This is a genomic window from Salinispora sp. H7-4 (assembly GCF_013416675.1).
GTDB lineage: Bacteria > Actinomycetota > Actinomycetes > Mycobacteriales > Micromonosporaceae > Micromonospora > Micromonospora vitiensis.
In genome coordinates this window covers 1-25090 of record NZ_JABZED010000040.1, presented here as the reverse complement: position 1 = coordinate 25090, position 25090 = coordinate 1, and the positions used below count along the sequence as shown (strand labels likewise).

General features: G+C 68.7%; 24 protein-coding genes and 1 pseudogene. 12 read left to right on the top strand and 13 right to left on the bottom strand.

The features are described from left to right. Positions 1 to 31: 31 nt before the first annotated feature. Both H0524_RS16700 and H0524_RS16695 read right to left on the bottom strand, forming a co-directional pair. Positions 32 to 220 carry a DUF397 domain-containing protein gene (locus H0524_RS16700; RefSeq protein ID WP_180199475.1) on the bottom strand — a complete coding sequence of 63 codons (189 nt, stop codon included), beginning with the start codon at positions 218 to 220 and terminating at the stop codon, positions 32 to 34. After that, the gene (locus tag H0524_RS16695; RefSeq protein WP_180199486.1) at positions 217 to 1029 is read right to left on the bottom strand and encodes a helix-turn-helix transcriptional regulator; all 813 of its coding nucleotides are present in this window, start codon (positions 1027 to 1029) and stop codon (positions 217 to 219) included. The genes H0524_RS16700 and H0524_RS16695 overlap by 4 nt, the downstream gene beginning before the upstream one ends. Before the next feature lie 719 nt (positions 1030 to 1748). Between H0524_RS16695 and H0524_RS24950 the strand changes: the two genes are divergently transcribed. The 6 genes from H0524_RS24950 (at position 1749) to H0524_RS16670 (ending at position 7362) form a co-directional block, all read left to right on the top strand. After that, the gene (locus H0524_RS24950; RefSeq protein WP_255436008.1) at positions 1749 to 2183 is read left to right on the top strand and encodes a flavin reductase; all 435 of its coding nucleotides are present in this window, start codon (positions 1749 to 1751) and stop codon (positions 2181 to 2183) included. A 28-nt stretch (positions 2184 to 2211) separates the two neighbouring features. Continuing rightward, positions 2212 to 3051 carry a polysaccharide deacetylase family protein gene (locus H0524_RS16690; protein ID WP_180199474.1) on the top strand — a complete coding sequence of 280 codons (840 nt, stop codon included), beginning with the start codon at positions 2212 to 2214 and terminating at the stop codon, positions 3049 to 3051. Positions 3052 to 3060: 9 nt separating this feature from the next. Continuing rightward, positions 3061 to 4236, top strand: a complete 1176-nt coding sequence (locus tag H0524_RS16685) for a UDP-N-acetylglucosamine--LPS N-acetylglucosamine transferase (protein ID WP_180199473.1) — start codon at positions 3061 to 3063, stop codon at positions 4234 to 4236. A gap of 61 nt (positions 4237 to 4297) precedes the next feature. Continuing rightward, positions 4298 to 4801, top strand: coding sequence for an S-ribosylhomocysteine lyase (locus H0524_RS16680; RefSeq protein WP_180199472.1), 504 nt, complete (start codon positions 4298 to 4300; stop codon positions 4799 to 4801). Between the two features lie 138 nt (positions 4802 to 4939). Continuing rightward, positions 4940 to 5968, top strand: a complete 1029-nt coding sequence (locus tag H0524_RS16675) for a hypothetical protein (protein WP_180199471.1) — start codon at positions 4940 to 4942, stop codon at positions 5966 to 5968. Between the two features lie 86 nt (positions 5969 to 6054). Next, positions 6055 to 7362 carry an MFS transporter gene (locus H0524_RS16670; protein WP_180199470.1) on the top strand — a complete coding sequence of 436 codons (1308 nt, stop codon included), beginning with the start codon at positions 6055 to 6057 and terminating at the stop codon, positions 7360 to 7362. A gap of 7 nt (positions 7363 to 7369) precedes the next feature. On the opposite strand, the gene H0524_RS16665 is transcribed toward H0524_RS16670, so the two are convergent. Then, entirely contained in the window at positions 7370 to 7822 is a 453-nt protein-coding gene (locus tag H0524_RS16665) for an Lrp/AsnC family transcriptional regulator (protein ID WP_180199469.1), read from the bottom strand. 95 nt (positions 7823 to 7917) lie between these two features. Here H0524_RS16665 and H0524_RS16660 point away from each other — a divergent pair. Further along, positions 7918 to 8846, top strand: a pseudogene (locus tag H0524_RS16660) (SMP-30/gluconolactonase/LRE family protein). Here H0524_RS16660 and H0524_RS16655 read toward each other — a convergent pair. From H0524_RS16655 to H0524_RS16635, 5 genes are all read right to left on the bottom strand, one after another. Next, positions 8803 to 10149 carry an MFS transporter gene (locus tag H0524_RS16655; protein WP_309225134.1) on the bottom strand — a complete coding sequence of 449 codons (1347 nt, stop codon included), beginning with the start codon at positions 10147 to 10149 and terminating at the stop codon, positions 8803 to 8805. The pseudogene H0524_RS16660 and the gene H0524_RS16655 sit on opposite strands and share 44 nt — an antisense overlap. Beyond that, complete coding sequence (locus tag H0524_RS16650) at positions 10116 to 10955, bottom strand: SDR family oxidoreductase (RefSeq protein ID WP_180199467.1); 840 nt, start codon at positions 10953 to 10955, stop codon at positions 10116 to 10118. Before H0524_RS16650 ends, H0524_RS16655 begins: the two co-directional genes overlap by 34 nt. A gap of 95 nt (positions 10956 to 11050) precedes the next feature. Then, positions 11051 to 11830 (bottom strand): SDR family oxidoreductase, encoded by a 780-nt coding sequence (locus H0524_RS16645; protein WP_180199466.1) that lies wholly within the window; start codon positions 11828 to 11830, stop codon positions 11051 to 11053. A 30-nt stretch (positions 11831 to 11860) separates the two neighbouring features. Then, positions 11861 to 13648, bottom strand: coding sequence for a glycoside hydrolase family 15 protein (locus H0524_RS16640; protein ID WP_180199465.1), 1788 nt, complete (start codon positions 13646 to 13648; stop codon positions 11861 to 11863). 35 nt (positions 13649 to 13683) lie between these two features. After that, positions 13684 to 14667, bottom strand: coding sequence for an NAD(P)-dependent alcohol dehydrogenase (locus H0524_RS16635; RefSeq protein WP_180199464.1), 984 nt, complete (start codon positions 14665 to 14667; stop codon positions 13684 to 13686). A gap of 135 nt (positions 14668 to 14802) precedes the next feature. On the opposite strand from H0524_RS16635, the gene H0524_RS16630 reads away from it, so the two are divergent. From H0524_RS16630 to H0524_RS16615, 4 genes are all read left to right on the top strand, one after another. Continuing rightward, entirely contained in the window at positions 14803 to 15510 is a 708-nt protein-coding gene (locus tag H0524_RS16630; RefSeq protein ID WP_180199463.1) for a TetR/AcrR family transcriptional regulator, read from the top strand. A 234-nt stretch (positions 15511 to 15744) separates the two neighbouring features. Further along, positions 15745 to 16920 (top strand): alpha/beta fold hydrolase, encoded by a 1176-nt coding sequence (locus H0524_RS16625; protein WP_180199485.1) that lies wholly within the window; start codon positions 15745 to 15747, stop codon positions 16918 to 16920. A gap of 140 nt (positions 16921 to 17060) precedes the next feature. Then, a complete protein-coding gene (locus H0524_RS16620) occupies positions 17061 to 17351 on the top strand; it encodes a putative quinol monooxygenase (RefSeq protein WP_180199462.1) in 291 nt (96 codons plus the stop codon). 70 nt (positions 17352 to 17421) lie between these two features. Beyond that, positions 17422 to 17712, top strand: coding sequence for a putative quinol monooxygenase (locus H0524_RS16615; RefSeq protein WP_180199461.1), 291 nt, complete (start codon positions 17422 to 17424; stop codon positions 17710 to 17712). 42 nt (positions 17713 to 17754) lie between these two features. Here H0524_RS16615 and H0524_RS16610 read toward each other — a convergent pair whose 3' ends face one another. From H0524_RS16610 to H0524_RS16600, 3 genes are all read right to left on the bottom strand, one after another. Continuing rightward, positions 17755 to 18816, bottom strand: coding sequence for an AEC family transporter (locus H0524_RS16610; protein ID WP_180199460.1), 1062 nt, complete (start codon positions 18814 to 18816; stop codon positions 17755 to 17757). Between the two features lie 190 nt (positions 18817 to 19006). Then, positions 19007 to 19591, bottom strand: coding sequence for a ClpP family protease (locus tag H0524_RS16605; RefSeq protein ID WP_180199459.1), 585 nt, complete (start codon positions 19589 to 19591; stop codon positions 19007 to 19009). Positions 19592 to 19783: 192 nt separating this feature from the next. Continuing rightward, the gene (locus H0524_RS16600) at positions 19784 to 20356 is read right to left on the bottom strand and encodes a helix-turn-helix domain-containing protein (RefSeq protein WP_180199458.1); all 573 of its coding nucleotides are present in this window, start codon (positions 20354 to 20356) and stop codon (positions 19784 to 19786) included. Positions 20357 to 20517: 161 nt separating this feature from the next. Between H0524_RS16600 and H0524_RS16595 the strand changes: the two genes are divergently transcribed. After that, the gene (locus H0524_RS16595) at positions 20518 to 21537 is read left to right on the top strand and encodes a TrkA family potassium uptake protein (protein ID WP_180199457.1); all 1020 of its coding nucleotides are present in this window, start codon (positions 20518 to 20520) and stop codon (positions 21535 to 21537) included. Positions 21538 to 21639: 102 nt separating this feature from the next. Here the strand turns inward: H0524_RS16595 and H0524_RS16590 are convergent, their stop codons facing one another. Then, positions 21640 to 22674: a 2-oxoacid:ferredoxin oxidoreductase subunit beta gene (locus H0524_RS16590; RefSeq protein WP_180199456.1), complete on the bottom strand. Its 1035-nt coding sequence runs from the start codon at positions 22672 to 22674 to the stop codon at positions 21640 to 21642. Next, on the bottom strand, positions 22667 to 24514 hold the full coding sequence (locus tag H0524_RS16585) for a 2-oxoacid:acceptor oxidoreductase subunit alpha (protein ID WP_180199455.1): 1848 nt from the start codon (positions 24512 to 24514) through the stop codon (positions 22667 to 22669). The genes H0524_RS16590 and H0524_RS16585 overlap by 8 nt, the downstream gene beginning before the upstream one ends. Between the last annotated feature and the right edge of the window lie 576 nt (positions 24515 to 25090).

Below are 25090 nucleotides of genomic sequence, written 5' to 3'. Positions count from 1 at the left end.
GCGCGCCAGCACTGGGGGGCTCAAGTGCTTGTCAGCGCCGGGCGTGCGTAACGAACGCCTGCCACGCCTCCGGACCGAACACCAGCGCCGGCCCGGTGGGGTCCTTGCTGTCACGGACGCCGACGACGCCGGGAAGGTTGTCGGCGACCTCCACGCAGTCCCCGTTACCAGAACCGGAACTCCGGGTGGATTTGCGCCACGTGGCGCCGTCGAGGTTCATTGCTGTTGCCTCCGTAGTTCCCGCGCCACCGACGCGGCGGCTTTCTGCGACTCTACCGGGCTCAAGGCAGAGGCTCGGAGGTGATCGAAAGCCAAGGTGTATCGCCCGACGTCGCGGGCCCTCTCCACCGGGGTATCCCCGGTCAGCGCCTCACGGAAGGCGATCGTGGGGTACTCCGCAAACTCCATGATCGTAAACGAACCGTTTAGCCCAGCATGCCAGCCAATATCCGACGGTAGTACCTGAACCGTCACCCCTGGCGCTGGATTAGCTACTCGCTCAACCTGCTCCGCAAGCACATCGGCCGCCCCGATTCGGCGCCGTAGCAGCGATTCGTCCAGGACGACCCACAGGTTTAACCCATCCTCCGTGATCCGCTGCTGACGTTGCATTCGAGCCGCCACCAGCCGATCCACCTCCTCGGGCTCCGTTCGTACGGGGTCCGAGGCGAACAGCGCACGAGCGTACGACTCCGTCTGGAGCAGCCCGGGGAAGACTCCCAAGGACCAAATCTGCAAGGACGTGGCGTCGTTCTCGAATCCAATGTAGGACCCGAGGGAGCCGGTGATGACGTCCCGGTACGACTCCCACCAACCCCGCTCTCGTCCGGCGCGGGCAAGCTGCCAGTGCCGATCCTGTTCGTCCGGGTCGGTGACGCCGTACAGGTTGAGCATCAGCATCAGATCCCCCTTGGACACAGGGGATACGGCGTTCTCGATCCGGCTGACCTTCGGCTGGCTGCTGGCAAGGTGCTCCGCGACCTGAGCCGTGCTCAGCTCGGCCGCCTCTCGAAGTGCCCGGAGCATCATCCCGAGCCGTCGACCAGCCATGTTGCCTGGTTGGTACCGCCGTGAGTTCGCCATGCATCGCATCGTACTCACGCGGACGCGAATCCAGATACACCGAAGGTGAGCCCGATTTGAGTCGCGTGGGATTGCATTGCCGCGTGTGCATGATGCACGATGGACCCGACGTAGTGCTCCATGTGCAACCCGTATAGGTCGCCCCATCCCCCAGTCGTGCAGGAGGAGACATGAGCCCCAGTCGTTGGTTCCGCCGCCAGAGGAAGAGCTCGCCGCCTCCCAGTCGTTGGTTCCGTCGGCAGAGGAAGAACTCGTCGCCTCCCGTGAACGCACCGCAGCAGAGGAACAACGTCCCGTACCCCGTGAGGGTGCAGCGAGCTAGGCCGGTCAATCTGCCGGTGTGGATGACCCAGCCCACCGTTGCCAGCCCCCAGGTAGGCCGCGTCGGTTGGCTCACCCCGGCCCAGCAGTGGCGAGCCAACGGAGGCCGCTGGTGACCGCGCACCGGCCGCCCGCCCAGAGCGCCGACAGGCGAGGCTGAAGGGGACGTCGATGGTTGTCGTTGCTGCTGCCGTAGCCGTTGGGCTCGCCGTTGGCGTGATCCTGGGTCTGGTGACCAAAAGCCGTTCGGGCAGTTGGTGCCCCCGGTGTGGTGACCTCAAGCGCTGCCTACGTGACCACCACGCGGGCGGGAGCCGGTCGTGGTGAGAAGGGGGCACGACCCGATGCGCCCGCTCTGGCGGTGCCGGGCCTGCGGCGCCGACTGGCCCTGCCAGCCCGCGCGGCTCGCGTTGCTGGATGAGTATCGCGGCAGGAGGTCAGCCCTGCTGGCTCACCAGGGCAAGCTCCTGGCCGAGGCAACTGATCAGCTATCCCGACTCAACGGCACCAGACCGGACCTCAGGGAAAGGTTTGTCAACTGGTGCTGGCGGGCGGAACCCGAACACCCCACGACCAGAGCCTTCGAGTCGGGAGACCTGGACCTGGTGTTTCGCGGAATCGAAATGATCATTCGTAGCCACTGGGGAGGGCGGACCTGCCCCCGGTGCGTGAACACAGGTTGTCCGCATCTCGACTGGGCCGACGGCTGGCTGGCCCGCCTACGACGATCACCGCAAGGCCGCCCAGACGGGAGCCGTACTCCGTTCCGAAGCGGGTAGCGGGGTCCGAAGCGGGTAATGAAACGCCGTGGTAGGTGGCGTCGGGGCAGGTGGCGTCCGGGTCGGGGGGCCCGATCTTCGCCGTTGGTTGAGGGGGACGGCCGCCGTCGCCGCGGGCGGGGCGATGCTGCACGCTTTGCCGGTGGTCACCGCCAGCGGTGTGCTGCGGCGCCGGTGCTGGCCCCGGCTGGCCGGGGTGGGCGCGGCCAACCGGATCGCGTTGACCTTCGACGACGGGCCACGCCGTGCCTCGACCGTCCGGTTTCTGAGGGCGTTGGAGCGGGACGACGTACGGGCGACCTTCTTTCTGCTCGGCGCGCTGCTCGACCGCGATCCGGGGCTCGGTCGGGAAATGACGGCGGCCGGGCATGAGCTCGCGGTGCACGGATGGGAGCACCGGAACTTGCTGTGCCGGTCGCGTGCCGCGACCTACGCCGACATTGCCCGCGCTCGGGATGCCGTCGCGGCCGTCACCGGAGCCGCACCGTTGTGGTACCGGCCGCCGTACGGGGTCCTGACGATGTCGGCGCTGCTGGCGTGCCGGCGGCTGGGCCTGACCCCCCGCCTCTGGACTGCCTGGGGATGCGACTGGGACGCCACCCGGTCTCCGGCAGCGATCTGGGAAACCATCGTGAAGGACCTCGACGGTGGCGGCACGCTGTTGCTGCACGATTCGGATCATGCGTCCAGCCCGGGTGCCTGGCGTGGTGCCTTGGCGGTCCTGCCTCGTCTCGTGAGCTGGGCCCAGGAGCGGGAGCTGACCATCGGGACGCTCGGCGCACACGAGGAGCGAGGCTGCCGGGAGTCCGGGACGGGGCGTATGCCGGTCCGGGCACGACCGGGGCATGGCGACGTACCGGGTGGGTAACCGCAGCCGGTGAAGCCACGGCCGGGCGGGAGAAGTCCGCGCGCCGGTACGTCCCCGGATGGTGCCGGTCGCGACGGCCCCGGCGGCCCGGATCCGCTGCGGATCCTGCTTGTCTCCGCCGACATCGGCGCGGGCCACGACGCCGCCGCGGCCGAACTCGCCGCCCGGCTCGCCGGCGACGGAGTCGTCGTGGAGCAGCTCAACTTCTTCACGGCCCTGCCCCGGCCGCTGCACCGGCTCGTCCGGGAGGGCTACCGCACCATGCTCCAGCGGTTCCCCTGGAGCTACGACGCGCTCTTCCGGTTCACCGACCGGTCGTCGTCGATGGTCCGCGCGTTCCGGGCCGCGCTGCGGGCGGCCGTACCGCAGATGCTGTCGCGGATATCCGCGGACACCCGCCTGGTGGTGACGACGCACCCGTTCGCCAACCAGCTACTCGGCCCGATGCGCGGAACGGGGCAGCTCACCGTGCCGGTGCTCAGCTACGTCACGGATTTTGCCGTCCACCCGATCTGGGTCGCGCCCGGCGTCGACACCTACTGCGTGATTCACGACGGGACGCAGCGGCAGGCACAGGCGCGTGGGGCGGCTGATGTGCGGGTGGTCGATCCGCTGATCTCCGCCGCTTTCGCGCCCTCGGCGACGGCCTGCCAGCGTACGGCTCGGGCCCGGTTCGGCCTGCCCGAGCAGGAGCGGCTGGCGTTGATCGTCGCCGGCTCCTGGGGGGTGGGCGACGTGGCCCGGACCGCGCGGGATGTGCTCGCCGCCGGCTGCGTCACCCCCGTCGTGGCGTGTGGGCGTAACGTCCGGCTCCGCCAGCGCCTGAGTGCCTTTCCCGGACACGTCCTGGGTTGGGTCGAGGACATGCCCACCCTGATGCGGGCGGTGGATGTGGTGGTGGAGAACGCCGGCGGGCTCACCTGCCAGCAGTCCCTGGCCGGTGGGCTCCCCACCGTCACCTATCGGCCGATTTCTGGGCACGGTCGGGCCAACGCGCAGCTGCTCGCCGAGGCGGGGCTCACCACCCATGTCACCAGCGCTGCCGAGCTGGGGCCGGCGCTGACGGAGCTGACCGGCGTGACGGGCAGCCCAGCACTTCCCGTCGGCAGCGCCACCGACATGGCCGGTTTGATTTCGGAGGTCGTCCGGAGCGGCAACCGGCTTGACCGGAAGCGGTCAGGATGAGCGCGCATTCCTCCTAGGCTGGGGGCGAGTCCGCCTCGGGAGTGACCTAGGAGTCCTGGTTATGCCGCAGTCACACGACTTGGATCATCGGCACGTGGTGCCGCCCTACCTGCGGATCGTCAACGAGCAGACGGTGCCGGGCACGAGCCAGCCGGTCGCACTCTGGGACTTCCGGGTGGCGCAGCCGAACGTGTCCCAGGTGCCGGGCCCGGTCATGCACACACTCGAACACTTTCTCGGCACCTACGTACGCCAGCACCACCCCACGATCATGAATGTTGCGCCGATGGGCTGCATGACCGGTTTATACGTGTGGACGGTTGGCCGGTGGAGTTTCGACGACCTGGCTGAGGTCATCGCCGCCGGGCTGCGCTCCGTCGAGGACGCGACCGAGGTGCCGCTCGCGAACGTCATCCAATGTGGTTCGGCGGAGTATCACTCCTTGGTGGGGGCGCAGGAACTCGCCGCGCAGCTGCTCGCGAAACGGGATCAGTGGGGGGATCCGGGCCCCGACGCCCACGAGGTGAGCGCGGCGGACCTGCGGGAACTCGCAACGGGCCAGTGAGCCGACGCCAAGAGCGGGCCAGTGGAGCCGACACCAAGGTGGTAACAGGGGAGGAACATCCCGCGAGAAGGCGAGAATAGTTTTACTTTTGTCCCTAGGCGGGTCCGGCGGTCGTGCCCGCCCGGTGGAGGGGGACGCATGATTCGCCGTCGGTTCATCGCCTGCGGGCTGCTGCCGGTCGCCACCGGACTGAGCCTGCTCGCGCCCACCACACCGGGCTCGGCGCAGCCTCGCCACGAGGCGGACAGCGTGTCGACCCGGGAGGCGGCGGACGCGTCCGCGACCGAGCGGCTCGAGATTCGGGCACCCCGCGAGTTCAGCGGCATCGCCTGGCTCACCACCGAGGAGAGCGACGGGGTGGTGCAGGAGGTCTTCCTGGTCTGCCACGACACCCGGGACAACGATGCGGAACGCGACCTGCCGCGACTCTCGATCGTGCGGACGCCCGTCGACCCGAACGGAATCATCGTTGACGAGCTCGACGTCGAGTTTCCCGGTCGTCGGGTGCCGAATGACCTCGAGAGCATCGCCCGGCTGCCCGGCCGGAACGCGGCCCTGCTGGCGGAGAGCAACGCCGACGGCGACGACCCCGACCCCACCATCTATCTCGCCCGGTGGGACCGGGACCTCAACGTCGAGATCGTGAGCGCGGTGCCGTGGCCCGAGACACCCGAGCCGCTGGCGAACGTCGAGGCGACGGCCGTGGCGACGATCCGCGGAATGGACTACTTCCTCTACGCCGAGCGGGCGGAGGGCCGGGACACCACCTTCATCCACATGACTCGCCTGAAGGTGTACGAGGACGGCGAGATCCGGTTTGGTCGGCGGTGGACCTCGGTTCCCTTCACCGCACTCGAACCACCGGGTGGACGGCCCGCCTCCGGCATGGACATCGACCGGTGGGGCAACGTCTACGTCTCATCCGCGTACGACCCGGGTGACCTCGGCCCCTTTGACAGCGCGGTGTACCGGGCGGCGACGGTCCGGCCGGAGGGACGCGGCGGCGTGCGGCTGCGTCCGGTCGAGCCGCCCCAGCAACTGGCGCGCAGCTCGGGCCTCAAGGTCGAAGGCGTGGGACTGGTCGCCGGCACACTCCCGATCTTCATCGGGGACGACGACGAGGACTACGGCGGCCTGCTGCGGCAACTGCGGGTGACCTTCGAGTAGGCCGGTGTTGTTCACCGTGCGTCGGTGGGCGATCCCCCGCCTGGTTGGGGGCAGCGAACAATGTGCCGTTCTGAGAGCATCCCCCGGTGACGATTGGCGATCTTCCCCGTGCCGATGAACGGACAGCGCCGGGCCCACAAGGCCACCTGACTGCTCCGCGTCGGGACGCCGGGCAGCTGGGCGCGGCGTTCTGGCAGTTGTGGTCCGCGTCCGCGGCGTCGAACCTCGCCGACGGGATCGTCAAACTCGCGCTGCCGCTGGTCGCGGTCAGCTTGACGGATTCGCCGATGCTGGTGGCCGGGGTGGCGATGGCGTTCAGCCTGCCGTGGCTGTTCTTCGCGCTGCCGGCCGGCGCGTTGGCCGACCGGTTGGACCGCCGCCGGGTGATGGTGGCCGCCAACACGGTGCGGGTGGTGTTGTTCGGGGTGATGGCGCTGGCCGCGGCCCTGGACGCGGCGTCGATCTGGCTGCTCTACGCGGTGGCGTTCGGCGCCGGTGTCGCCGAGACGCTCTACGACACCTCGGCCCAGTCGATCCTGCCGCAGGTGGTGTCGCGGGACGCGCTGCCGCGCGCCAACGGGCGACTGCACGCGGTCACGCTGGCAGCCAACCAGTTCGTCGGCCCACCCCTGGCGGGGTTCCTGGTCACCGCTGGCGTGGCGCTGGCGGTGGTGGGGCCGGCGGGGCTGTGGGCGGTCGCGGTCGCGGCGTTGCTCCTCATCCGTGGCCGGTTCCGGGTCGAACGGGAAGCGCCGACCAGCCTGCGCCGGGACATCGCGGAGGGCCTCCGGTTCCTCTGGCGACACCAACTGTTGCGCACCATGGCGGTGATGGTGGGGGTCAGCAACTTCACCATGAGCGGGATCTTCGCGGTGCTGCCGCTCTACGCTGTCGGTCCCGACTCGGCGATGGGGCTCACCGAGCCGGGGTACGGGCTGCTGCTCGCGACCCTGGCCGTCGGCATTGTGCTCGGCTCGTTGGTCGCGGGGGCGATTGAACGACGGCTGGGTCGCTCCACCACCCTCGGCGTGGCACTGGTCTTCGCCGCCGTGCTCAACGGCGTACCGGCGTTGAGCGCCAATCCGTTTGTGGTGGGCGCCGTCTACTTCGGGGGCGGGATTCTGGTCGCCGCCTGGAACGTCATCACGGTCTCGCTCCGCCAACGGATCACCCCCGACCGGCTACTCGGCCGGGTCAACAGCGGTTACCGGATGCTGGCCTGGGGCGGCATGCCCCTCGGCGCGCTCACCGGCGGTCTGCTGGCGGAGTTGCTCGGCCTGCGCGTGGTCTTCGCGGTCATGGGTGTGTTGGCGCTCAGCCTGGTCATCGGACTGATCTGGGTGACCGATAGTGCAATTGACGCTGCCGAGCGGGATGCGGAGCAGCCGGTGTGAACGCCGTTCAATCCGGGTCAACGCTGATCGGCCGTTCGAAGAACGACTCCAGGACGACGATGGTCTGGGTGCTGGTGACTCCGTCGATGGCGAAGAGGCGTCTCAGGAGGGTTTGCAGGTCCTCGGTGGTGGCGGTGCGCACCTTCACCAGCACGCTCGCCGTGCCGGCGATGATGTGTGCCTCCTGGATCTCGGGGATGGCCGCGAGCGCGTCCCGGGTGGCCGCGTCCCCCATCCACGCGTCGGCGCCGAGCAGCACGTAGGCGAGCACGTCCCGGCCGACCGCGGCCGGATCGACGTCAACGGTGGTACGCCGGATCACGCCCCGCTCGCGCAGCTTGCGTACGCGTTCGTGCGCCGAGCCCGCGGACAGCTCAACGGCGGCGCCGAGGGCCGCGTAGGGCTGGGTCGCGTCCTGCTGCAGGCGGGCTACCAGGACGCGGTCAATATCGTCAAGCATCGAACACCCATCGGGATCGGAACGGCGACGACTTGACCATACCAGATTCGGGAGGCAGGCTAAGCTGCAGAACATCATCTGGCGAGGAGGCCGACATGCCTGACACAGTCCCTGCTGAGTTCCGACTGCTGGACGAGCGCTTCCGGGACCTCGACGGTGACTTCGTCCTGGCGGTCCTGCACAGTGACGCGCGGAAGTCCGAAGGCCCGGCCTACTTCGCGGCCGGCCGCTACCTGGTGTGGAGCGACATCCCCAACGACCGGCTGCTGCGCTGGGACGAGACCACCGGCGCGGTCGGGGTGTTCCGCCAGCCCTCGGCTACGCCAACGGCAACACGGTCGACCGGCAGGGTCGGCTGATCACCTGCGAGCAGGGAAACCGGCGGGTAACCCGTACCGAGCACGACGGAACGATCACCGTGCTGGCAGATCGCTACCGCGGCAAGCGGCTCAACAGCCCCAACGACGTGGTGGTCCGGGCCGACGGCACGATCTGGTTCACCGACCCGAGCTACGGCATCAACAGCGACTACGAGGGCAACAAGGCCGAGCCCGAGTTCGGTGGCGCGTGCTACGTGTTTCGGCTGGACCCTCGCACCGGGGAGCTGCGGGTGGTCGCGGACGACTTCTTCCGCCCCAACGGTCTGGCGTTCTCGCCGGACGAACAACGGCTGTTCATCGTCGACACCCGACAGGAACCCAGCCACATCCGGGTCTTCGACGTCGCCGCCGACGGGACCCTCAGCGGCGGCAAGATCTTCGCCGAGTGTGACTACGGGCGCTTCGACGGGCTGCGCATCGATGACGCCGGTCGGGTCTGGGCCGCGGCCTGGGACGGCGTGCACTGCTTCGCTCCCGATGGCAGCCTCATCGGGAAGTTGCTCCTGCCCGAGCCGGCCGCCAATCTCACCTTCGGTGGGCCGAAACGCAACCAGCTCTACCTCACCGCCGGCCGGTCGGTGTACGCGCTGCGGGTCACCTTCAACGGCGCCCACTACCCGCAGTCAAGCGCCCGATGGCCGTGAACTGATTCTTGACCTCACTGCCCAGAGCGGATCTCTTGAGAAGTAGCATCGATGCGGTGACGAGTGCCGCGAGCATGATCGTGGCGATCCCGGAATACAGTAAAGTGTCTGCGGCGCCCCACAGTGTGACCAGTGGGCCGCCGAGTGCCGCACCCAAAGGTGTTGCCGTGGTGGTGACGGCTGACCGGGCTGCCAGGACAGACGTAAGTTCGGAAGCGGTTGCGGCCTGTTGGAAAAGAGAGATAGTGAACGCTGGAAATGGGCCGTAGATCAGTCCGCCGATGGCGAACGAAGTCATGGTTGCTGAAATATTGTCGGTGATGCCGAAGGGGATCAGGGTTAGGCCCCAGCCGAAGATAATGGCGATGACGGTCGGCCATCCGGGTGCGCGGGCCAAGGCGCCGCCGGCGAAACCGCCGATCACTGCGCCGACACCGAACGCGGTCCAAAATGCTCCGAGTAGTTGGCCGCTGCCAGCCAGGTTGCCGGCCACGTAGAGCGGAAGCCCAACCTCGACCGGGCCGTACAGGAAGAAGAAGGCGGCCGTGATCAGCAACAGGGCAACGAGTTGGGGTCGCTGCGCGAGTATCCGAAAGCCGGCCACGACGCCAGCCCGCCGAGCGACCGCCGGTTGTCGCGGAAGCTTCAGGCGGGCGACCGTGGTGAGAAGCAGCAGGTATGAGACCGCATTGACCGCGAGGATCGCCGAGCCGTCCAGTTTCAGCAGGATCATACCGGCGATTGCCGGGCCGATGATGATGCTGATCTGCTGGGACACGCTCAGCAGGGCATTCGCGGGAAGCTGACGGCCATCGGCGAACAACTGACTGACAATAGTGTAGAGGCCTGCGTTCCCCCACGCCGAAAAGAGAGACGAAGCGGCGAGGAGGGCAATGTAGGAAAAGGTGTCGAGCTGGCCGGTGACGGCCAGCGCAACAATCGTTGCCAGCCCCAGGGCTCGCAGGCCGGTGCTTGCGGCGACCAACCTCTGTGCGCTCATGCCGCCGAACCACCGGCCTAGCACCAGAGCTCCAAGGGCGCCGGGGAGCGCATACGCCGCCAGCGACAGCCCAGCGACAACTCCCCCTTGCCCCGGCTTGGCCAGCTGTATCGCCAGCCACGGTATTCCTACAAGTGCCATGCCGTCCCCAAGGAAGGAAACAGCTGAGGCGGAGATCAGTCTGGAGTACCGGCCTTCGGTGAGAACAGGGCGGTACGCGGAAAGAAGAGGGATTCGGATCTTACCCAGCAACCGGACTCCCGGCCGGTTCAGGCGAAGTCGGCGGCGTGGTCGGCGGCCCACTGGGCGAAGGTCCGGGCGGGCCGTCCCAGTACCGTCTCGACGACGTCGGTCACCTGCTCCGGCTTCTCCACCATCGCCGCCCAGCCGGCCAACGCCATTTCCGCGAAGTCGGCGTCCCCGAACGCCTCGACCAGCATCGGCCGGACAGCCTCCGCCGGGATGTCCTCCCACCGCACGTCGCGCCCGATCGCGGCGCCGATGAGGCGTACCTGCTCGGCCTGGGTGATTGTCTCCGGGCCGGTGAGCACGTAGGTCCGCCGGTCGTGCTCGTCCCCGGTCATCGCCTCGACCGCCACTGCGGCGATGTCGTCCTCGTGGATCAGGGAGCGGGCCGCAGCGCCGTACGGCCAGCGCACCACCCCCTCGGCGCGAATGGCGTCGGCCCAGCCCAGCGTGTTCGTGGCGAAACCGGTGGGGCGCAGCATCGTCCCGGGGAGGTCGCGTTCGCGGAGGGCGCGCTCCACCACCGCCCAGAACGAGTTCGGGTCGGCTTCGGCGGAGGCGGCCGACAGGTACACCACCCGGGGCGACCCGGCGCTGGCCAGCACGTCCGCGAGGGCCGGCGCGAGCACACCGGTGACGGCGGGGTCAGCGGACGGCCAGATCAGGAACACGGCCCGGACCCCCTCCAGGTGCGGGCGGAGGGTCGCCGGATCAGCCAGGTCGGCGGTGACCGCCGTTACCCCCGCCGGAAGGTTGGCCCGGCTGGGGTCGCGGACGGCGGCGCGGACGTCGTGACCTGCGGCGGCCAGACGCGCCACCACCTGCCGTCCGACGTTGCCGGTCCCGCCAGTTACCAAGAACATGGGTCTCCTCCAGGAACGCTCCGATCGCGATAGGGCGACGGTAAAACCTCAACCAGGGTTGAGGTCAAACCGTTCGCCACGCGTCGGAGCGCGCCCTACGCGCCCTGTCCCTGGTTCTGCATGAGCCCACCGTCCATGAAGTAGGTCGACCCGGTGACATAGTTCGCGTCGTCGCTGGCCAGGAAGACGGCGAGCTTCGCGATCTCCTCCGGCTGGGCGGCCCGCTTCCACGGGATCGACTGCACCTGCTCCTCCAGGTACTGCGGGTCGTCGATCGCACGTTGGTTGAACGGCGTGAGCACCATGCCCGGCCCGATGTTGTTGACGTTCATGTGCAGCGGGGCGACCTCCAGCGCGATGCTCTTGGCCAGCTCCAGCATGCCGCCCTTGCTGGCGTCGTAGTCGGCGCCGCCGGCCCGGGCCACCTCCTGGTGGATGGAGGTGATGTTGATGATCTTCCCATGTCCACCGTGGTCACGGCGGTGGCGGACGAACCGCCGACAGCAGAAGAACATCCCGTACAGGTTGGTGCGGATGGCGCGGTCCCAGGTCTCGGTGTCCAGATCGGCGACCGGGGTGCCGGATGCGTCCACCCCGGCATCGTTCATCAGGATGTCCAGCTCTCCGAAGGTCGCCAGGGCCTCGTCGAACATCGCCTCGACCTGGTGCTCGACGCTGATGTCGCCCTGCACCACCACGGCGCGCCGACCGGCCCGCTCGATCTCGGCCTTGGTGTGGCTCGCCCCCGCGTGGTCATGCAGGTAGTGCACCACCACATCGGCGCCCTCCCGGCCGAACTCGATCGCGGTGGCCTGCCCGATGCCGGAGTCCGAGCCGGTGATCAGGGCGGTTCTGCCCGTCAGTCGTCCGCTCATCAACGTGCTCCTTTCCTCGACTGCCACTAGCTACTTGGTTCCTGCGGCCTCGACCTGGCCGATGGTCCAGGCGGCGTTGATCAGACCGATGTGGGACAACGCCTGGGGAAAGTTGCCGATCAGGCGCCCGTCCCGTCGGTCGATCTCCTCGGCGAGCAGGCCGAGGTCGTTCGCCCGGGCGGTGACGGTCTCGAAGACCTGTCGCGCCCGGTCAACCCGCCCGGCCAGGGCCAGGGCCTGGACCAGCCAGTACGAGCAGATGATGAAGGCGCCCTCGTCTCCGGCCCGGGTCCAGCGTTGCACCAGGCCGTCCTGGACCAGGTCCCGTTCGATGGCATCCACCGTGGCCAGGATCTTGTCGTCGTCGGCGGGGAGGAACCCGAGGATGGGCATGACCAGGACTCCGGCATCCAGGTGGTCGGAGCCGAACGCGCCGGTGAACGCCTTGGTCGAGTTGTTCCACCCCTCGGCCATGATCGCCGCGCGGACCTGCGCCATCGCCTCAGACCACTGCGGGACCTTCGCCTCGGCATCCAGAAGCCCGGCGAGCTTGACGGCCCGGTCGAGGGCCAACCAGCACATCACCTTCGAGGTCAGGTAGTGCCGCTGACCCTCGCGTCCCTCCCAGATCCCGGCATCCCGCTCCCGCCAGGTGTTCGCGGCCCGGTCGGCCAGGGAGCGGAGCAGGTTGGCGGCGGCGGGCGACAGCTCGGTGAGCTGGTCCCGCAGGACCCAGGCGCACTCGATGACCTCGCCGATGACGTCGAGTTGCTTCTGCAGCCAGGCGTCGTTGCCGACCCGTACCGGGCGGCTGTCCCGGTAGCCCTCGAGGTGCTCGAGGGTGTGTTCGGTGAGATCGCGCTCGCCACCCGGGCCGAACATGATCGGGACGTGGTCCTCCGCCTCCACCGAGCCCACCGACTCGGCCATCCAGTCGAAGAACCGGTGCGCCTCGTCCGGGCAGGCGGCGACCCAGAGCGCCTTCAGGGTGAAGGCGCCGTCGCGGAGCCAGCCGAAACGGTAGTCCCAGTTCGCCTCGCCGCCGATCTCCTCGGGCAGGGAGGTGGTGGGGGCGGCGATCACCGCCCCCGTCGGCTGGTAGGTCAGCGCCTGCAGTACGAGGGCACTGCGTCGGACCTGCTCCCGATAGGGCCCCCGGTAGCCCTGGTGGAGGCGGTCCCAGGACTGCCAGGCGGCGATGGTGTCCCGCAGCGCCACCCGCCCGTCGAGCGGAACCGTCGGCGGGTCGGTGGCCCGTCGGTGGTGCAGCGCGAAGACCGCGCTCTCTCCCTCGGCGAGGCCGAACTCTCCGGTCACCACGGAACCGTCGATGGTCAGGTGGCGGTCGCTGGTAAGGGTCAGTCGGTCGGCGCCACCGGAGATCTCGATCCCCGTCGTGGCGTCGGAGACGGTGGGGCTGATCAGGCCGTACTCGGGCCGGGCCGCCACCTCGACCGTCACCTGCGCCGGGCCGGCGATGGCGTCGACCCGGCGCAGGAGGACGTGCGGCGAGCTGAGGCCGATCTGGTGGCCGCGTTCCCCGACCCCGAGGCTGAGGGCGTCGGTCAGCCGCAGCACCCCATCCTGGGTGTGAAAGTCGGTCTGGACGACCATCGTGCCGTCGAGGTAGCAGCGGCTCGTCGTGTACTGCCCGTGCGGTCGGATCGACCAGTGGCCGCCGACGGAGCCGAGTAGCCGCGCGAAGACGCTCGGCCCGTCGAACCGGGGCGGACACCACCAGTCCACCGAACCGTCCGCCGACACCAACGCCGCGCCTTGGCAGTCGCCCAGGAACGCATAGTCACTGATCTCCGCCACACCCGGCTTCTACCCGCGCTGGCACCGGTTACGCCTCAGAAAGTGATCACTACCTTCGCCCGCGCGTGTTCGCCTTCGAGGTACCGAAGTGCTTGCGGTACCTCGTGCAGCGGGTAGCTCCGGTCGATGACCGGGGTGAGGTCCCCGGCCTCGGCGTGGTCGCGGAGGATGTCGAGGTGTTTCCGGCTGGGCGCGGTGGTGAGAACGGCGATGCGGTGTCGGACGAAGGGAGCCAGTAGTCGCCCGCGGGTGATGAGCCAGACCGGTCCGACGAGGCTACCGCCGCGGTAGACCCCGCCACCGGAGAGGATCAACGTCCCGGTGGGGGTCAGCACCCGCCGGAGCGCGGTGAGCGAGCGGTTGCCGACCAGGTCGAACACCACATCGTGCGGGTGGGGATCGTGGGTGAAGTCGCTCCGGGTGTAGTCGACGACGTGGTCGGCGCCGAGGGAGCGGACCAGGTCGGTGTTCCGGGTACTGCACACTCCGGTCACGGTCGCGCCGAGCGCCCTGGCCAGCTGCACGGCGAGGGTGCCGACACCGCCGGAGGCGCCGTTGACCAGGACGCGGTGGCCGGGCTCGACCTGCCCGAGGTCAGCCAGCCCCATGAGCGCGGTGACGCCGGCGAGCGGCAGGGCGGCGGCCTGCTGCGGCGTCAGGTTGGCCGGCTTCGGTGCGATCAGGGTTTCGGGTACGCAGACGTACTCGGCGAAGGCGCCGTTGGCATCGCCGAGGTCGCCGAAGACCGCATCGCCGGGATGGAACTGGTGAACGTTCTCGCCGACGGATTCCACCAGGCCGGCGAAGTCGCGGCCACGGATGCGGGCCCGGGGCTTTGACCGGCCCAGCGCCAGCCGCGCCATCCGCGGATCGCCGCGCAGCACATGCCAGTCGTAGGCGTTGAGGGCTGCGGCTTCGACCCGTACCAGCACCTCGTTGGCGGCGGGCACCGGCGGGTCAACCTCCGCGAGGGTGAGCGACTCCGGCGGTCCGTAGCGGTCCTGCACGATGGCCTTCATTCTCCTCCAAAGGTGTACGGCGTACGCTTCGATCGGGGTGTACGGCGTACGCTGGTCTCTGAACAGGGTAGGTGTACGCCGTACACTCGTCAAGGCGGTTATGGTTTCCAGCACCGCTGGAGACGAGGAAACGAGATGGCTGAGCAGACCGAGGTGCCTCGCCGAACGCCGCTGAGCAGGGAGCGGGTCCTCCGGGCCGCTGTCACGCTCGCCGACGAGGCCGGGATCGACTCCCTCAGCATGCGTAACCTCGCCCAGGACCTGGGTGTCGTGCCGATGGCCCTCTACAAGCACGTGGCCAACAAGGACGAACTGGTCGCCGGCATGATCGATGTGGTCATCGACGAGATCGACCCGCCGCTGGCCGGCACCGACTGGAAGCACGCGGTCCGGGAGCGAATCCTTTCCGCGCGGCGGGTGCTGCAGCGGCATCCCTGGGTGTCCCTCGCCATCGAGACGCAGCAGACGCCGACGCCGGCCATCCTCGCCTACCTCGACTCGATGGTCGGGACGTTCCGGGGTGGTGGCTTCACCATCGACCTTGCCCACCACGTGATGCACGCGATGGGTAGCCGCACCCTGGGCTTCAGTCAGGAACTCTTCGACACCGCACGGAACGCCGGCCGGACCGGCGCGACCAGTCCGGAGCCGCCGGCGGCCCTACCAGCGCAGTTCGCCGACCGGTTCCCCAACCTGGCGGAGATCGCCGTGGTGGCGTCCCACGACGACGCGTCGGTGGTGGGGCGGGGCTGCGACGACCAGTTCGAGTTCGAGTTCGCCCTGGACCTGTTGCTGGAGGGCATCGAACGGCTGCATCAGCAAGGCTGGACATCCGCTCGCTGAGGCGCTGTTGCGGCCAGCAGGCCATCTCGCGCGCCAATCTGGGTAGGGCTGCCCCCAGTAGAGACTGGCGGGTACGCCGCATTTCCTGGCCTCCCCCGCGTTTCTAGGCTCGAGATGAGGGGAGCGGTTCGCCGGGCGGTGTGCCGAGATCGTGCTGCTCTCCGACCGACTCGGGTTGGGATTGGGGAGATTGCTGTGAGCGGTAGGTCGAGGAAGTTCTCTGTTCGTCTCCTCGTGGTGTCGGTGGTGCTGGCCCTCGCCGCCGTGGCAGCCGCCGCCGGTGGCGTTCCGCAGCGGGACAGCAGGGCGGCCCCGGAATGGGAGCGGCCGTTTCCGGTGGCGGAGAGCGTCTATCCGTTCCAGTCAAAAATCTACGAGTGGAACGGGTTCGCGTACCACTATGTGGATGTGCCCCCAGCAGCGGGCCAGACTCCCAAGGGCACCGTTCTGGCGGTCCACGGGAACGGCACCTGGAGCATGATCTATCGGAAAATCGTCGACCCGTTGAGCGCGGCGGGATTCCGGGTGATCCTCACCGACCACCTTGGCTTCGGTTTCTCCGACAAACCGCGGGTCAGCGAATTCGACTACCTGCCGAGCTCGCACGCGACGGTGCTGCGGGACTTCATCGCCGACCTGGCCCTGGAAGATCTTTACCTGGTGCTGCAGGACTGGGGCGGACCCATCGGACTGGCCGCCGGAGTCGCCGCGCCGGAGCAGGTGCGGGGTCTCGTGCTGATGAACACCTGGGCCTGGCAACTCGACCATATCGAACAGGGGCAGACCGGATTCATGCACGCGGTGCACGACCGTGGGCACCATGCGCGGCGGGAACCAGAGTTCTACACGGAGGGCGAGCTCATCCGCCGCGGTGCGATCGGGGTCGCCGAACGCAACGCGGTGGAGGGGTCGGCGGAGTACGTGGCGCTGCGGGACGCGATGTGGGGGCCCTACCTCACCCTGGAGCCCCCGCATGAGCTGCGCTACCCGGAGGTGACCCAGCCCGTGCACATCTCCGCCACGGCGACCGTCGGGGACGGCACCTTCCTGGATCAACTCGACCGGGACCTGGCCGTGCTGCGGTCGAAGCCGGCCTTCTTCGCCTTCGGCGACGACACGGCCTTCGGGCCGTACAAGGTTGACCTGGCGATTCTCGGCGACGACCGGGAGCTCTGCCGGCCCGGCTATCACCCGGAGACCGAGGAGGTCACCACCCGGACCAATTGTGTCGACGACGAGACCGGTGCGGCCTACTGGTATCCGCTGGAGCGGTTTCTGTCGGAGTGGCACCCCACCGCGGTCGTCGGTCAGTGGCGGGACAGTACCCACGGCCACTGGGTGCAGGACGAGGTTCCATCGATGGTGGTCGAGGCGGTGAAGTCCGTCCACGCGGCCGGTACCCGACCGTGAGGACGGGTACCCCATCCGCGCCCTGGAACCACCTGATCGGCTTCGCGCCCGCATCTGGCGACTTGCCGGGCTGGGCACGGGCTCTTCCGTTAACGTGAAGAAGTTGCACGACGAGCGACGAGGCGACCAGGGAGCATCGCATGCCACGCCTGACTGTTGTTGCCAACATTCACGCCAAGCCGGACCAGGTGGACCTGGTGAAGGCGGAGCTGGAGAAGCTCATTCCGACCACTCGGGCAGAGAAGGGGTGTATCAACTACGACCTGCACCAGGATAATAGTGACCCGGCCCATTTCGTCTTCTACGAGAACTGGGAGTCCCGTGACCTCTGGCAGGCGCACATGAGCGCCGCCCACATGGAGGCGTACGCTTCGGCGACCGCCGGCAAGGTGGATGAATTCGTGCTCAATGAGATGACCCAGATTGACTGACGGTTCGTGACCGCGCTAACCAGGCTGAGGATGTTCCACAACGGAACGATCAGATGAACAGGGGTGCCGAATGTCACGTTTGAGTATTGTTGCCAACGTTCACGCCCGGCCGGGCCAGGTGGACCTGGTGAAGGCAGAGTTGAAAAAGCTTGTCCCGTTGACCCGGGCGGAGGAGGGGTGCATCAACTACGACCTGCACCAGGATCATAGCGACCCGGCCCATTTCATCCTCTACGAGAACTGGGAGTCCCGCGAGATCTGGGAGACTCACAAGGGTGGTGCGCACCTGCGGGAGTACATGGATGCGACCTCCGGCAAAATTGATGAATACAATTTCATCGAGATGACATACATTGATTGACGAATCATTGACGGCTCGGGTACGCCGTGCCGGGGAGCGGGGTCACCCCGCTTGCGCCCAGTGGACCCAGAGCGGCAGCAGCAGTAGCGCCGCGACCGAGCTCTTCACCACCAGTGCGGCCGACAGCTCCACGTCAACGCCGTAGCGCTGCGCGACGATGAACAGGTTCTGTGGCGCCGGCATCGCCGCGATGAGGACGAGATAGGTCAGCCACGGACCGTCAATCTCGAAGACGTGCGCGGCGGCCAGCCAGACCGCAAACGGGAACAGCAGACACTTGACGGCGATCAGCCAGATCTCCTCGCCGGTGGTGTGGCGGAAGCTGACCCCACTGCCGCCCAGGTGCAGGCCCAGGGCGAAAAGCGCGATCGGCGCGGCGGCGGCACCGACGAAGTCGAATCCGCCCAGCAGCGGCTCCGGCATCCGGACGGCCAGCAGGTTGAGCAGGAGGCCGGCGTTGCACGCCAGGACGACCGGGGTGGTGAGGGCGCCCCACACCGCCCGGCCCACCCGGCCGCGTCGGCTCTGGAGTTGAGGCGGTGGCCCGCCGGGCTGCGTCGGTCGCAGCCCGCGGGTCGGCTGCGTCGGTCGCCGCCCACCGCCCCCGGCCGAGACCGGCACGGTCTGGCCAGCCAGGACAGGCTTCACCGGCGCCCCGTTCAGCTCCATGATGGCCAGGACGACCAGGGTGAGGACGCATACCTGGAACAGCAGCACCGGAAAGACCGGCGCTGCGTCGCCGAAGAGCATGATGAACACGGGCACCGCGAAGTAGGCGGTATTGACCTGGACCGCCGCCATGATCCGTAACGCGAGCTGTCGCGGCTCGCGGGTGCGGGTCAGCCACGCCAACACCCCGACCACGGCCATGGTGATTCCCGCCGTGACGGCGTAGCCGGTGAGAGCGGGCCAGGCGAACAGGGCGTCCAGGTCGCTGCGGTAGATGTTGGCGAACAGGTAGCACGGCACGGCGAAGAGGAAGGCGAAGTCCGCGAACACCTTCGAGCTCGCCGCGCTGACGACGCTCCGCCGGGCGAACCACACACCGCCGCCGAGAGCCAACGCCACCGGCACGAGCTTTTCGAAGACGGCGAGCGCTTCCAACGGTACGGGCCTCCAACAGTCCTGGCCGGCCCGATCCGGTCGGCAAGAGGCGTCCCGTGGTTCCGGCGGAGGCTCCGTTGCTATCAGGGGGACAAGGGTCGGCGCCAATCGGGGAGCGGGCGAACAACATCCGCCACAGCAGTACGTACGGCCGATCCGTGCGGCTGCTGCCCGGCCTGTCGCCGGTAGCTCAGCGCGCGAGCTCCGCCGCCTGCGTGATGACGTGGTCGATGAGGCCGTACTCGCGGGCTTGCTCCGGGGTGAACCAGCGATCCCGGTCCCAGTCCCGCTGGATCTCCGCCAGCGTCCGGCCGCTGTGCTGGGCGATCAGCCCCTGCATGGTCTTCTTCACGTACAGGAGGTTCTCCGCCTGGATCCGGACGTCGGCAGCAGTGCCCCCCATCCCGCCGGAAGGCTGGTGCATGAGGATCCACGAGTGGGGTAGGGCGCACCGTTTGCCGGCCGTCCCGGCGCAGAGGAGGAACTGCCCCATCGATCCGGCCATGCCCAGCGCCAGCGTTGCCACATCGTTGCGGACAAACCGCATCGTGTCGTAGACGGCCATCCCCGCGCTCACCGAGCCGCCGGGCGAGTTGATGTAGAGCTTGATGTCGCGGTCCGGGTCCTCGGCGGCAAGTAGCAGGATCTGGGCACAGACCCGGTTGGCCGACTCGTCGGTCACCTCGGTGCCGAGGAAGACGATCCGTTCCTTCAGTAGCCGCTCGAAGACCTGGTCGCCGAAGCCCTGCTGCCGATCGTCCAACATTTTGATCATTAGGTGCTACCTCCAGCGCGTCGGCGGGCGGGGGACCGCCCGGGAGCCGGCCCGTCCAGCGTGCGCGTGCCGGGGCAGGAGGAGGTAGCCGATCTGCCGGCAGCAGATCGGCTCAGAGCAGATCGGTCGAGGGCGGATCGGCCCAGGTGGATTGGCTGGGCGACCACCGCGGCTCGGGGCGGTCCGGTGGGGCTACCGTCGGGCCCGCTGCCCGCGGGCCCGGACGAGCCGCCGGACCCGCCACGAGCGTCGTGCGGTGGGGCGGTCGGCCGGCGCCGCAGCGATCAACCGGACTCGTAGGCCGGCCCCTCCCGTGGATCCGCCGGTTAACGCGGGCCCGATCGGCGCCAGCCCCGCGCCACCGATGGGCAGCCCAGGTGAGCCCAGTCGAAGGTGCACCTGGCCGGTACCGCAGGAGGTGGGGCCGCCGCCGCGTAGCCCGGCCCGGACCGAGTGCTGCCGGGCCGGCTCGACGCGGGAGCTCGGCGTGCGGCTGACCTCGCCGACGGCGAACCCCATCGGCTCGGGCCGCTCCAGGCGACGTAGCTCGTCACGAGCCTCCCCGAGCAGGTCGGAGAGGCGAATCCCGAGCGCCCGGCAGACCGCCGCGAGCACCTCGGACGAGGCCTCCTTCCGCCCCCGCTCCACCTCGGACAGGTACGGCATGGAGACCCCGGCGGCGGCAGCGACCTCCCGTAGCGTGCGGCCCTGCCGCATCCGGACCCGGCGCAGGACCCCGCCGATGACTCGTCTGAGCAACGACATGCTCCGCCTCGCTCTCGTTGGCTGTGGTCCGCGGGGGACAGCTCCCATCATGCCCGGCGGGGCTGTTGTGGCGTCGTCCCGGCTGCCTCGCCATGTGCGTTACCCCCGACCCGTTATGTTGTGGGCGTGCAGGTAACAGCGGAGTCTGGGCGGGGCGCACGGTGATTCACTTCCCGGCGCAACGGCGCGATCCGCTGAGCGCGTTGAGTCTGCGGTTGGCCGCGGCCCTCGGGCTCGTCCTTGCCAGCGTCGCCGTGGTGTGGTTCGACCGGGACGGTTATCGGGACGCCAACCGCGACGCGGACGGGCTGAGCCTCCTCGACTGCTTCTACTACGTTGTGGTTTCCCTCTCCACCACCGGGTACGGCGACATCGCCCCGGTCTCGGAGTCGGCCCGCCTGATCAATGTCCTCTACATCACCCCGGCCCGGGTCATCTTTCTGATCATCCTGGTCGGCACCACCCTGGAAGTCCTGACCGAGCAGTACCGGACCGGCCGTCGCCTGTCCCGGTGGAGGAGAGCTGTGAAGGACCACGTCATCATCTGCGGCTACGGCACCAAGGGCCGCAGTGCGATCTCCGCCCTGCTCGAGAACGGTTGCGACAAGTCCAGGATCGTGGTGGTCGAACGCAGCGGCGCCGCCCTGCGGCAGGCGACCGCAGCCGGCCTGGTGGCGATCGAGGGATCGGCGACCCGCTCGGCGACTCTCAACGAGGCGCACATCCGGACCGCCAAGGCGGTGATCATCGCTACCGACAGTGACGACGCTGCGGTGTTGGTGGCGCTGACCGTCCGGCAGCTCACCGCGGGACAGGTGCGGATCATCGCCGCGGCCCGGGAGGCGGAGAACGCCCCGCTGCTCAAACAGAGCGGCGCCCACCACGTGATCGTCTCGTCGGCGACCGCCGGTCGGCTGCTGGGCCTCTCCACCTCCGCACCGCCGCTGATCGATGTCGTGGAGGATCTGCTCACGCCCGGTCAGGGGATGGCGCTCGCGATGCGGTCGGCCGAGCGGCACGAGGTTGGCCGCTCCCCCCGCGAGCTGGAGGCTCTGGTCATCGCGTTGGTGCGGCGGGGCAAGGTGGTCACCCTCGCCGACCGGGCCGGCGGGGTCATCGAAACCGGCGACATGCTCGTGCACGTCCGTGACGACCGCCGGACCTCCACCCCGATGTCCTGAAACTCCGCGCCGGGGCGCCCGTGCTGATGTCCGGAGCGCCCGCGCCGCTGCGCCGACGTCCTGAGCCGGGCTACCGCGCGGGCCCGGGGACCAGCCGGCGGCTCAGTCGATCGTCCAGGTGTCGCCGCTGCGCAACAGGCCGGCGAGCTGCTGCTCCCGAGTCTCGGTCACCGTCGCCCGGGCGGCGTCGAGCTGCTCCTGCACCACGCTGTCGTACGAGGGCCGTCGCACCGAACGGAACACCCCGATCGGGGTGTTGCGCAGGTCCAGACCCGGCAGCCGAGACAGGGCGAACGCGTACGCCGGGTCGGTGATGGTGGCATCGTGGACGACGATCTCCTCCGCCGCGGTGGCCGCCGTCTCGCGGACCTCCAGGCCGAAACCGCCGGGCGGGTGTACGACGCAGAACTGCCCGTCCCGGCCGAACGTGATCGGCTGGTTGTGCTCCAGCCGGATCAGCGAGTCGTCCCGGGTGGCGGGCCCCTTGAGCTGTTCGAAGGCCCCGTCGTTGAAGATGTTGCAGTTCTGGTAGATCTCCACGAAGGCCGAGCCCTCGTGCTCGGCGGCGGCCCGGAGCACCGACTGCAGGTGTTTGCGGTCCGAGTCGATGGTGCGGGCCACGAAGGTGGCCTCCGCGCCCAGCGCCAGCGAGAGCGGGTTGAACGGTGCGTCCGCCGAGCCGACCGGGGTCGACTTGGTGATCTTGCCGACCTCGGAGGTGGGGGAGTACTGCCCCTTGGTCAGGCCGTAGATCTGGTTGTTGAACAGCAGGATCTTCAGGTTGACGTTCCGCCGCAGCGCGTGGATCAGGTGGTTGCCGCCGATCGACAGCGCGTCGCCGTCCCCGGTGACCACCCAGACGGAGAGGTCGGGGCGGGTGGTGGAGAGGCCGGTGGCGATAGCTGGGGCGCGCCCGTGGATCGAGTGCATCCCGTACGTGTTCATGTAGTACGGGAAGCGTGACGAGCAGCCGATGCCGGAGACGAAGACGATCCGCTCCCGGGGGATGTTCAGCTCCGGCATGAAGCCCTGGACGGCGGCGAGGATCGCGTAGTCACCACAGCCGGGGCACCACCGCACCTCCTGGGTGGACTTGAAGTCCTTCGCGGTGAGCTTGAGGGCGACGGGCTCAGACATTTTTCAGGACCTCTTCCAGCATCGTCTCCAGCTCGTTGGCGGTGAACGGCAGACCGTGTACCTGGTTGTAGCTGATCGCGTCGACCAGGTACCGGGCGCGGATCACGTGGGCGAGCTGACCGAGGTTCATCTCGGGGATGACCACCCGCTCGTAGGAGCGCAGTATCTCGCCGAGGTTGGCCGGCATCGGGGCGAGGTGCCGCAGGTGTGCCTGGGCGACGGAGAGCCCGCGCTGGCGGAGGCCCCGGCAGGCCGCACCGATCGGCCCGTAGGTGGACCCCCAGCCGAGCACCAGCACCCGGGCGTCACCGTCCGGGTCCTCGACCTCAAGGTCGGGCACCGGGATGGACTCGATCCGGGCGGCACGGGTCCGGACCATGAAGTCGTGGTTGGCCGGGTCGTACGAGATGTCGCCGGTCTTGTCGGCCTTCTCCAGCCCGCCGATGCGGTGCTCCAGGCCGGGCGTGCCGGGGACGGCCCAGGGCCGGGCCAGGGTCTCCGGGTCCCGCAGGTATGGCAGGAAGGTGGCACCGTCCTCGCCGTTGGGCCGGGTGGCGAAGTCGACCCGCAGGTCGGGCAGGGACTCGACGTCGGGGAGTAGCCACGGCTCGGAGCCGTTGGCCACGTAGTTGTCGGAGAGCAGGAGCACCGGCGTGCGGTAGGTCAGCGCGATCCGGGCCGCCTCCAACGCGGCGTAGAAGCAGTCGGCCGGGGACTTCGGCGCGAGCACCGCCACCGGCGCCTCACCGTGTCGGCCGAAGAGGGCCATGTTCAGGTCGGCCTGCTCGGTCTTGGTCGGCATCCCGGTCGACGGCCCGGCCCGCTGCACGTCCACGACGACCAGCGGCAGCTCCAGCGCCACCGCGAGCGAGATGGTCTCGCTCTTGAGCGCGACGCCGGGGCCGCTGGTGGTGGTGACGCCGAGTGCCCCACCGTACGCGGCGCCGAGCGCCGCGCCGATGGCCGCGATCTCGTCCTCGGCCTGCATGGTGAGCACGCCGAAACGCTTGTGCTTGCTCAGTTCGTGCAGGATGTCCGACGCCGGGGTGATCGGGTAGGCGCCGAGGAAGACCAACAGCTCGGAGCGGACCCCGGCAGCCACCAGGCCGAGCGACAGGGCCGCGTTTCCGGTGATGTTCCGGTAGGTCCCGGGTGGCATCTTCGCCGGCTTGACCTCGTACCGGACCGCGAAGTCCTCGGTCGTCTCGCCGAAGTTCCAGCCGGCCTTGAACGCCGCGACGTTGGCCCCGACCAGCTCCGGCCGGGTCGCGAACTTGCGCTCCAGGAACCGCAGGGTCGACTCGTACGGCCTTGAGTACATCCAGCTCAGCAGGCCCAACGCGAACATGTTCTTGGCCCGTTCGGCATCCTTCTTGGATACCTCGTGGTCGGCGAGCGCCCCGACGGTCATCGAGGTCAACGCCACCGGGTGCACCGTGTAGCCGGCGAGTGAGTCGTCCTCGAGCGGGTTGGCCTGGTAGCCGACCTTGGCGAGGTTACGTCGGGTGAACTCGTCGGTGTTGACGATGATGTCGGCTCCGCGCGGCAGGTCCGCGAGGTTGGCCTTGAGCGCGGCCGGGTTCATCGCGACCAGGACGTTCGGCGAGTCGCCGGGGGTGAGGATGTCGTAGTCGGCGAAGTGCACCTGGAAGCTCGACACCCCGGGCAGGGTCCCGGCGGGCGCGCGGATCTCCGCCGGGAAGTTGGGCAGCGTGGAGATGTCGTTGCCGAGTTGGGCGGTTTCGGAGGTGAATCGGTCGCCGGTCAGCTGCATTCCGTCGCCGGAGTCCCCGGCGAAGCGGATGACCACGCGGTCCAGTTGGCGGATCTTCTTGATCATGACCGTACCCCGCCCTGGTCGGCGCGGTCGCCCGGATCGCCGCACTCGCTCCTGACCTCGCCCTGCCCGGTCACATGGCCTCCTCGGCGCGCCGCCGTGACCCACCTCGTGTGGTTGTCCGGCCTGCTGTCGTTTCTCACCTGAGAGCCTACGTCGGATCACCTCCACGCCAGCTCGAGAGGTCCGTCGACTGAGACTCGATTTAGCGAGCAGATGACCGTTTCATTGCTATTTTCAGCCCGCTGTCGTAATCCAGATCACCTGATTGCTTCGGTGGTCCCGGTGGCGGTGGACTTCCGGTGCCCTTTGGCTGTTCCGGAGGCTGTTGGTCGAGCGGGGGAGGGTGCGCGGAGGGTGCTTCTGGACCGTCGGTGCCACCGCAATGAGGTGTGGTTTCGGGCGAAATAAGCGTTTTTGGCGAATTGGTTTCGTCGAATGTGAGGTATCCGACGTTTTGTCGGGTGGCCCGGGTCACATCCGGCGGGGAATCGGCGGTGGGGGCCGGTGGTTATACCTGGCGTAACCATGTGGGGCAGCCGCGAGCGCCCCGCCGAACCGCCGAACCCCCGGTGCTCG

Coding starts and splice junctions, on each gene's coding strand:
- H0524_RS16680 (WP_180199472.1), top strand. CDS start 4,298: ATGCCGCAGTCACACGACTTGGATCATCGGCACGTGGTGCCGCCCTAC.
- H0524_RS16645 (WP_180199466.1), bottom strand. CDS start 11,830: ATGAGCGGACGACTGACGGGCAGAACCGCCCTGATCACCGGCTCGGAC.
- H0524_RS16605 (WP_180199459.1), bottom strand. CDS start 19,591: ATGATCAAAATGTTGGACGATCGGCAGCAGGGCTTCGGCGACCAGGTC.
- H0524_RS16620 (WP_180199462.1), top strand. CDS start 17,061: ATGCCACGCCTGACTGTTGTTGCCAACATTCACGCCAAGCCGGACCAG.
- H0524_RS16665 (WP_180199469.1), bottom strand. CDS start 7,822: ATGCTTGACGATATTGACCGCGTCCTGGTAGCCCGCCTGCAGCAGGAC.
- H0524_RS16700 (WP_180199475.1), bottom strand. CDS start 220: ATGAACCTCGACGGCGCCACGTGGCGCAAATCCACCCGGAGTTCCGGT.
- H0524_RS16630 (WP_180199463.1), top strand. CDS start 14,803: ATGGCTGAGCAGACCGAGGTGCCTCGCCGAACGCCGCTGAGCAGGGAG.
- H0524_RS16585 (WP_180199455.1), bottom strand. CDS start 24,514: ATGATCAAGAAGATCCGCCAACTGGACCGCGTGGTCATCCGCTTCGCC.
- H0524_RS16695 (WP_180199486.1), bottom strand. CDS start 1,029: ATGATGCTCCGGGCACTTCGAGAGGCGGCCGAGCTGAGCACGGCTCAG.
- H0524_RS16675 (WP_180199471.1), top strand. CDS start 4,940: ATGATTCGCCGTCGGTTCATCGCCTGCGGGCTGCTGCCGGTCGCCACC.
- H0524_RS16590 (WP_180199456.1), bottom strand. CDS start 22,674: ATGTCTGAGCCCGTCGCCCTCAAGCTCACCGCGAAGGACTTCAAGTCC.
- H0524_RS16615 (WP_180199461.1), top strand. CDS start 17,422: ATGTCACGTTTGAGTATTGTTGCCAACGTTCACGCCCGGCCGGGCCAG.
- H0524_RS16635 (WP_180199464.1), bottom strand. CDS start 14,667: ATGAAGGCCATCGTGCAGGACCGCTACGGACCGCCGGAGTCGCTCACC.
- H0524_RS24950 (WP_255436008.1), top strand. CDS start 1,749: ATGCGCCCGCTCTGGCGGTGCCGGGCCTGCGGCGCCGACTGGCCCTGC.
- H0524_RS16600 (WP_180199458.1), bottom strand. CDS start 20,356: ATGTCGTTGCTCAGACGAGTCATCGGCGGGGTCCTGCGCCGGGTCCGG.
- H0524_RS16650 (WP_180199467.1), bottom strand. CDS start 10,955: ATGTTCTTGGTAACTGGCGGGACCGGCAACGTCGGACGGCAGGTGGTG.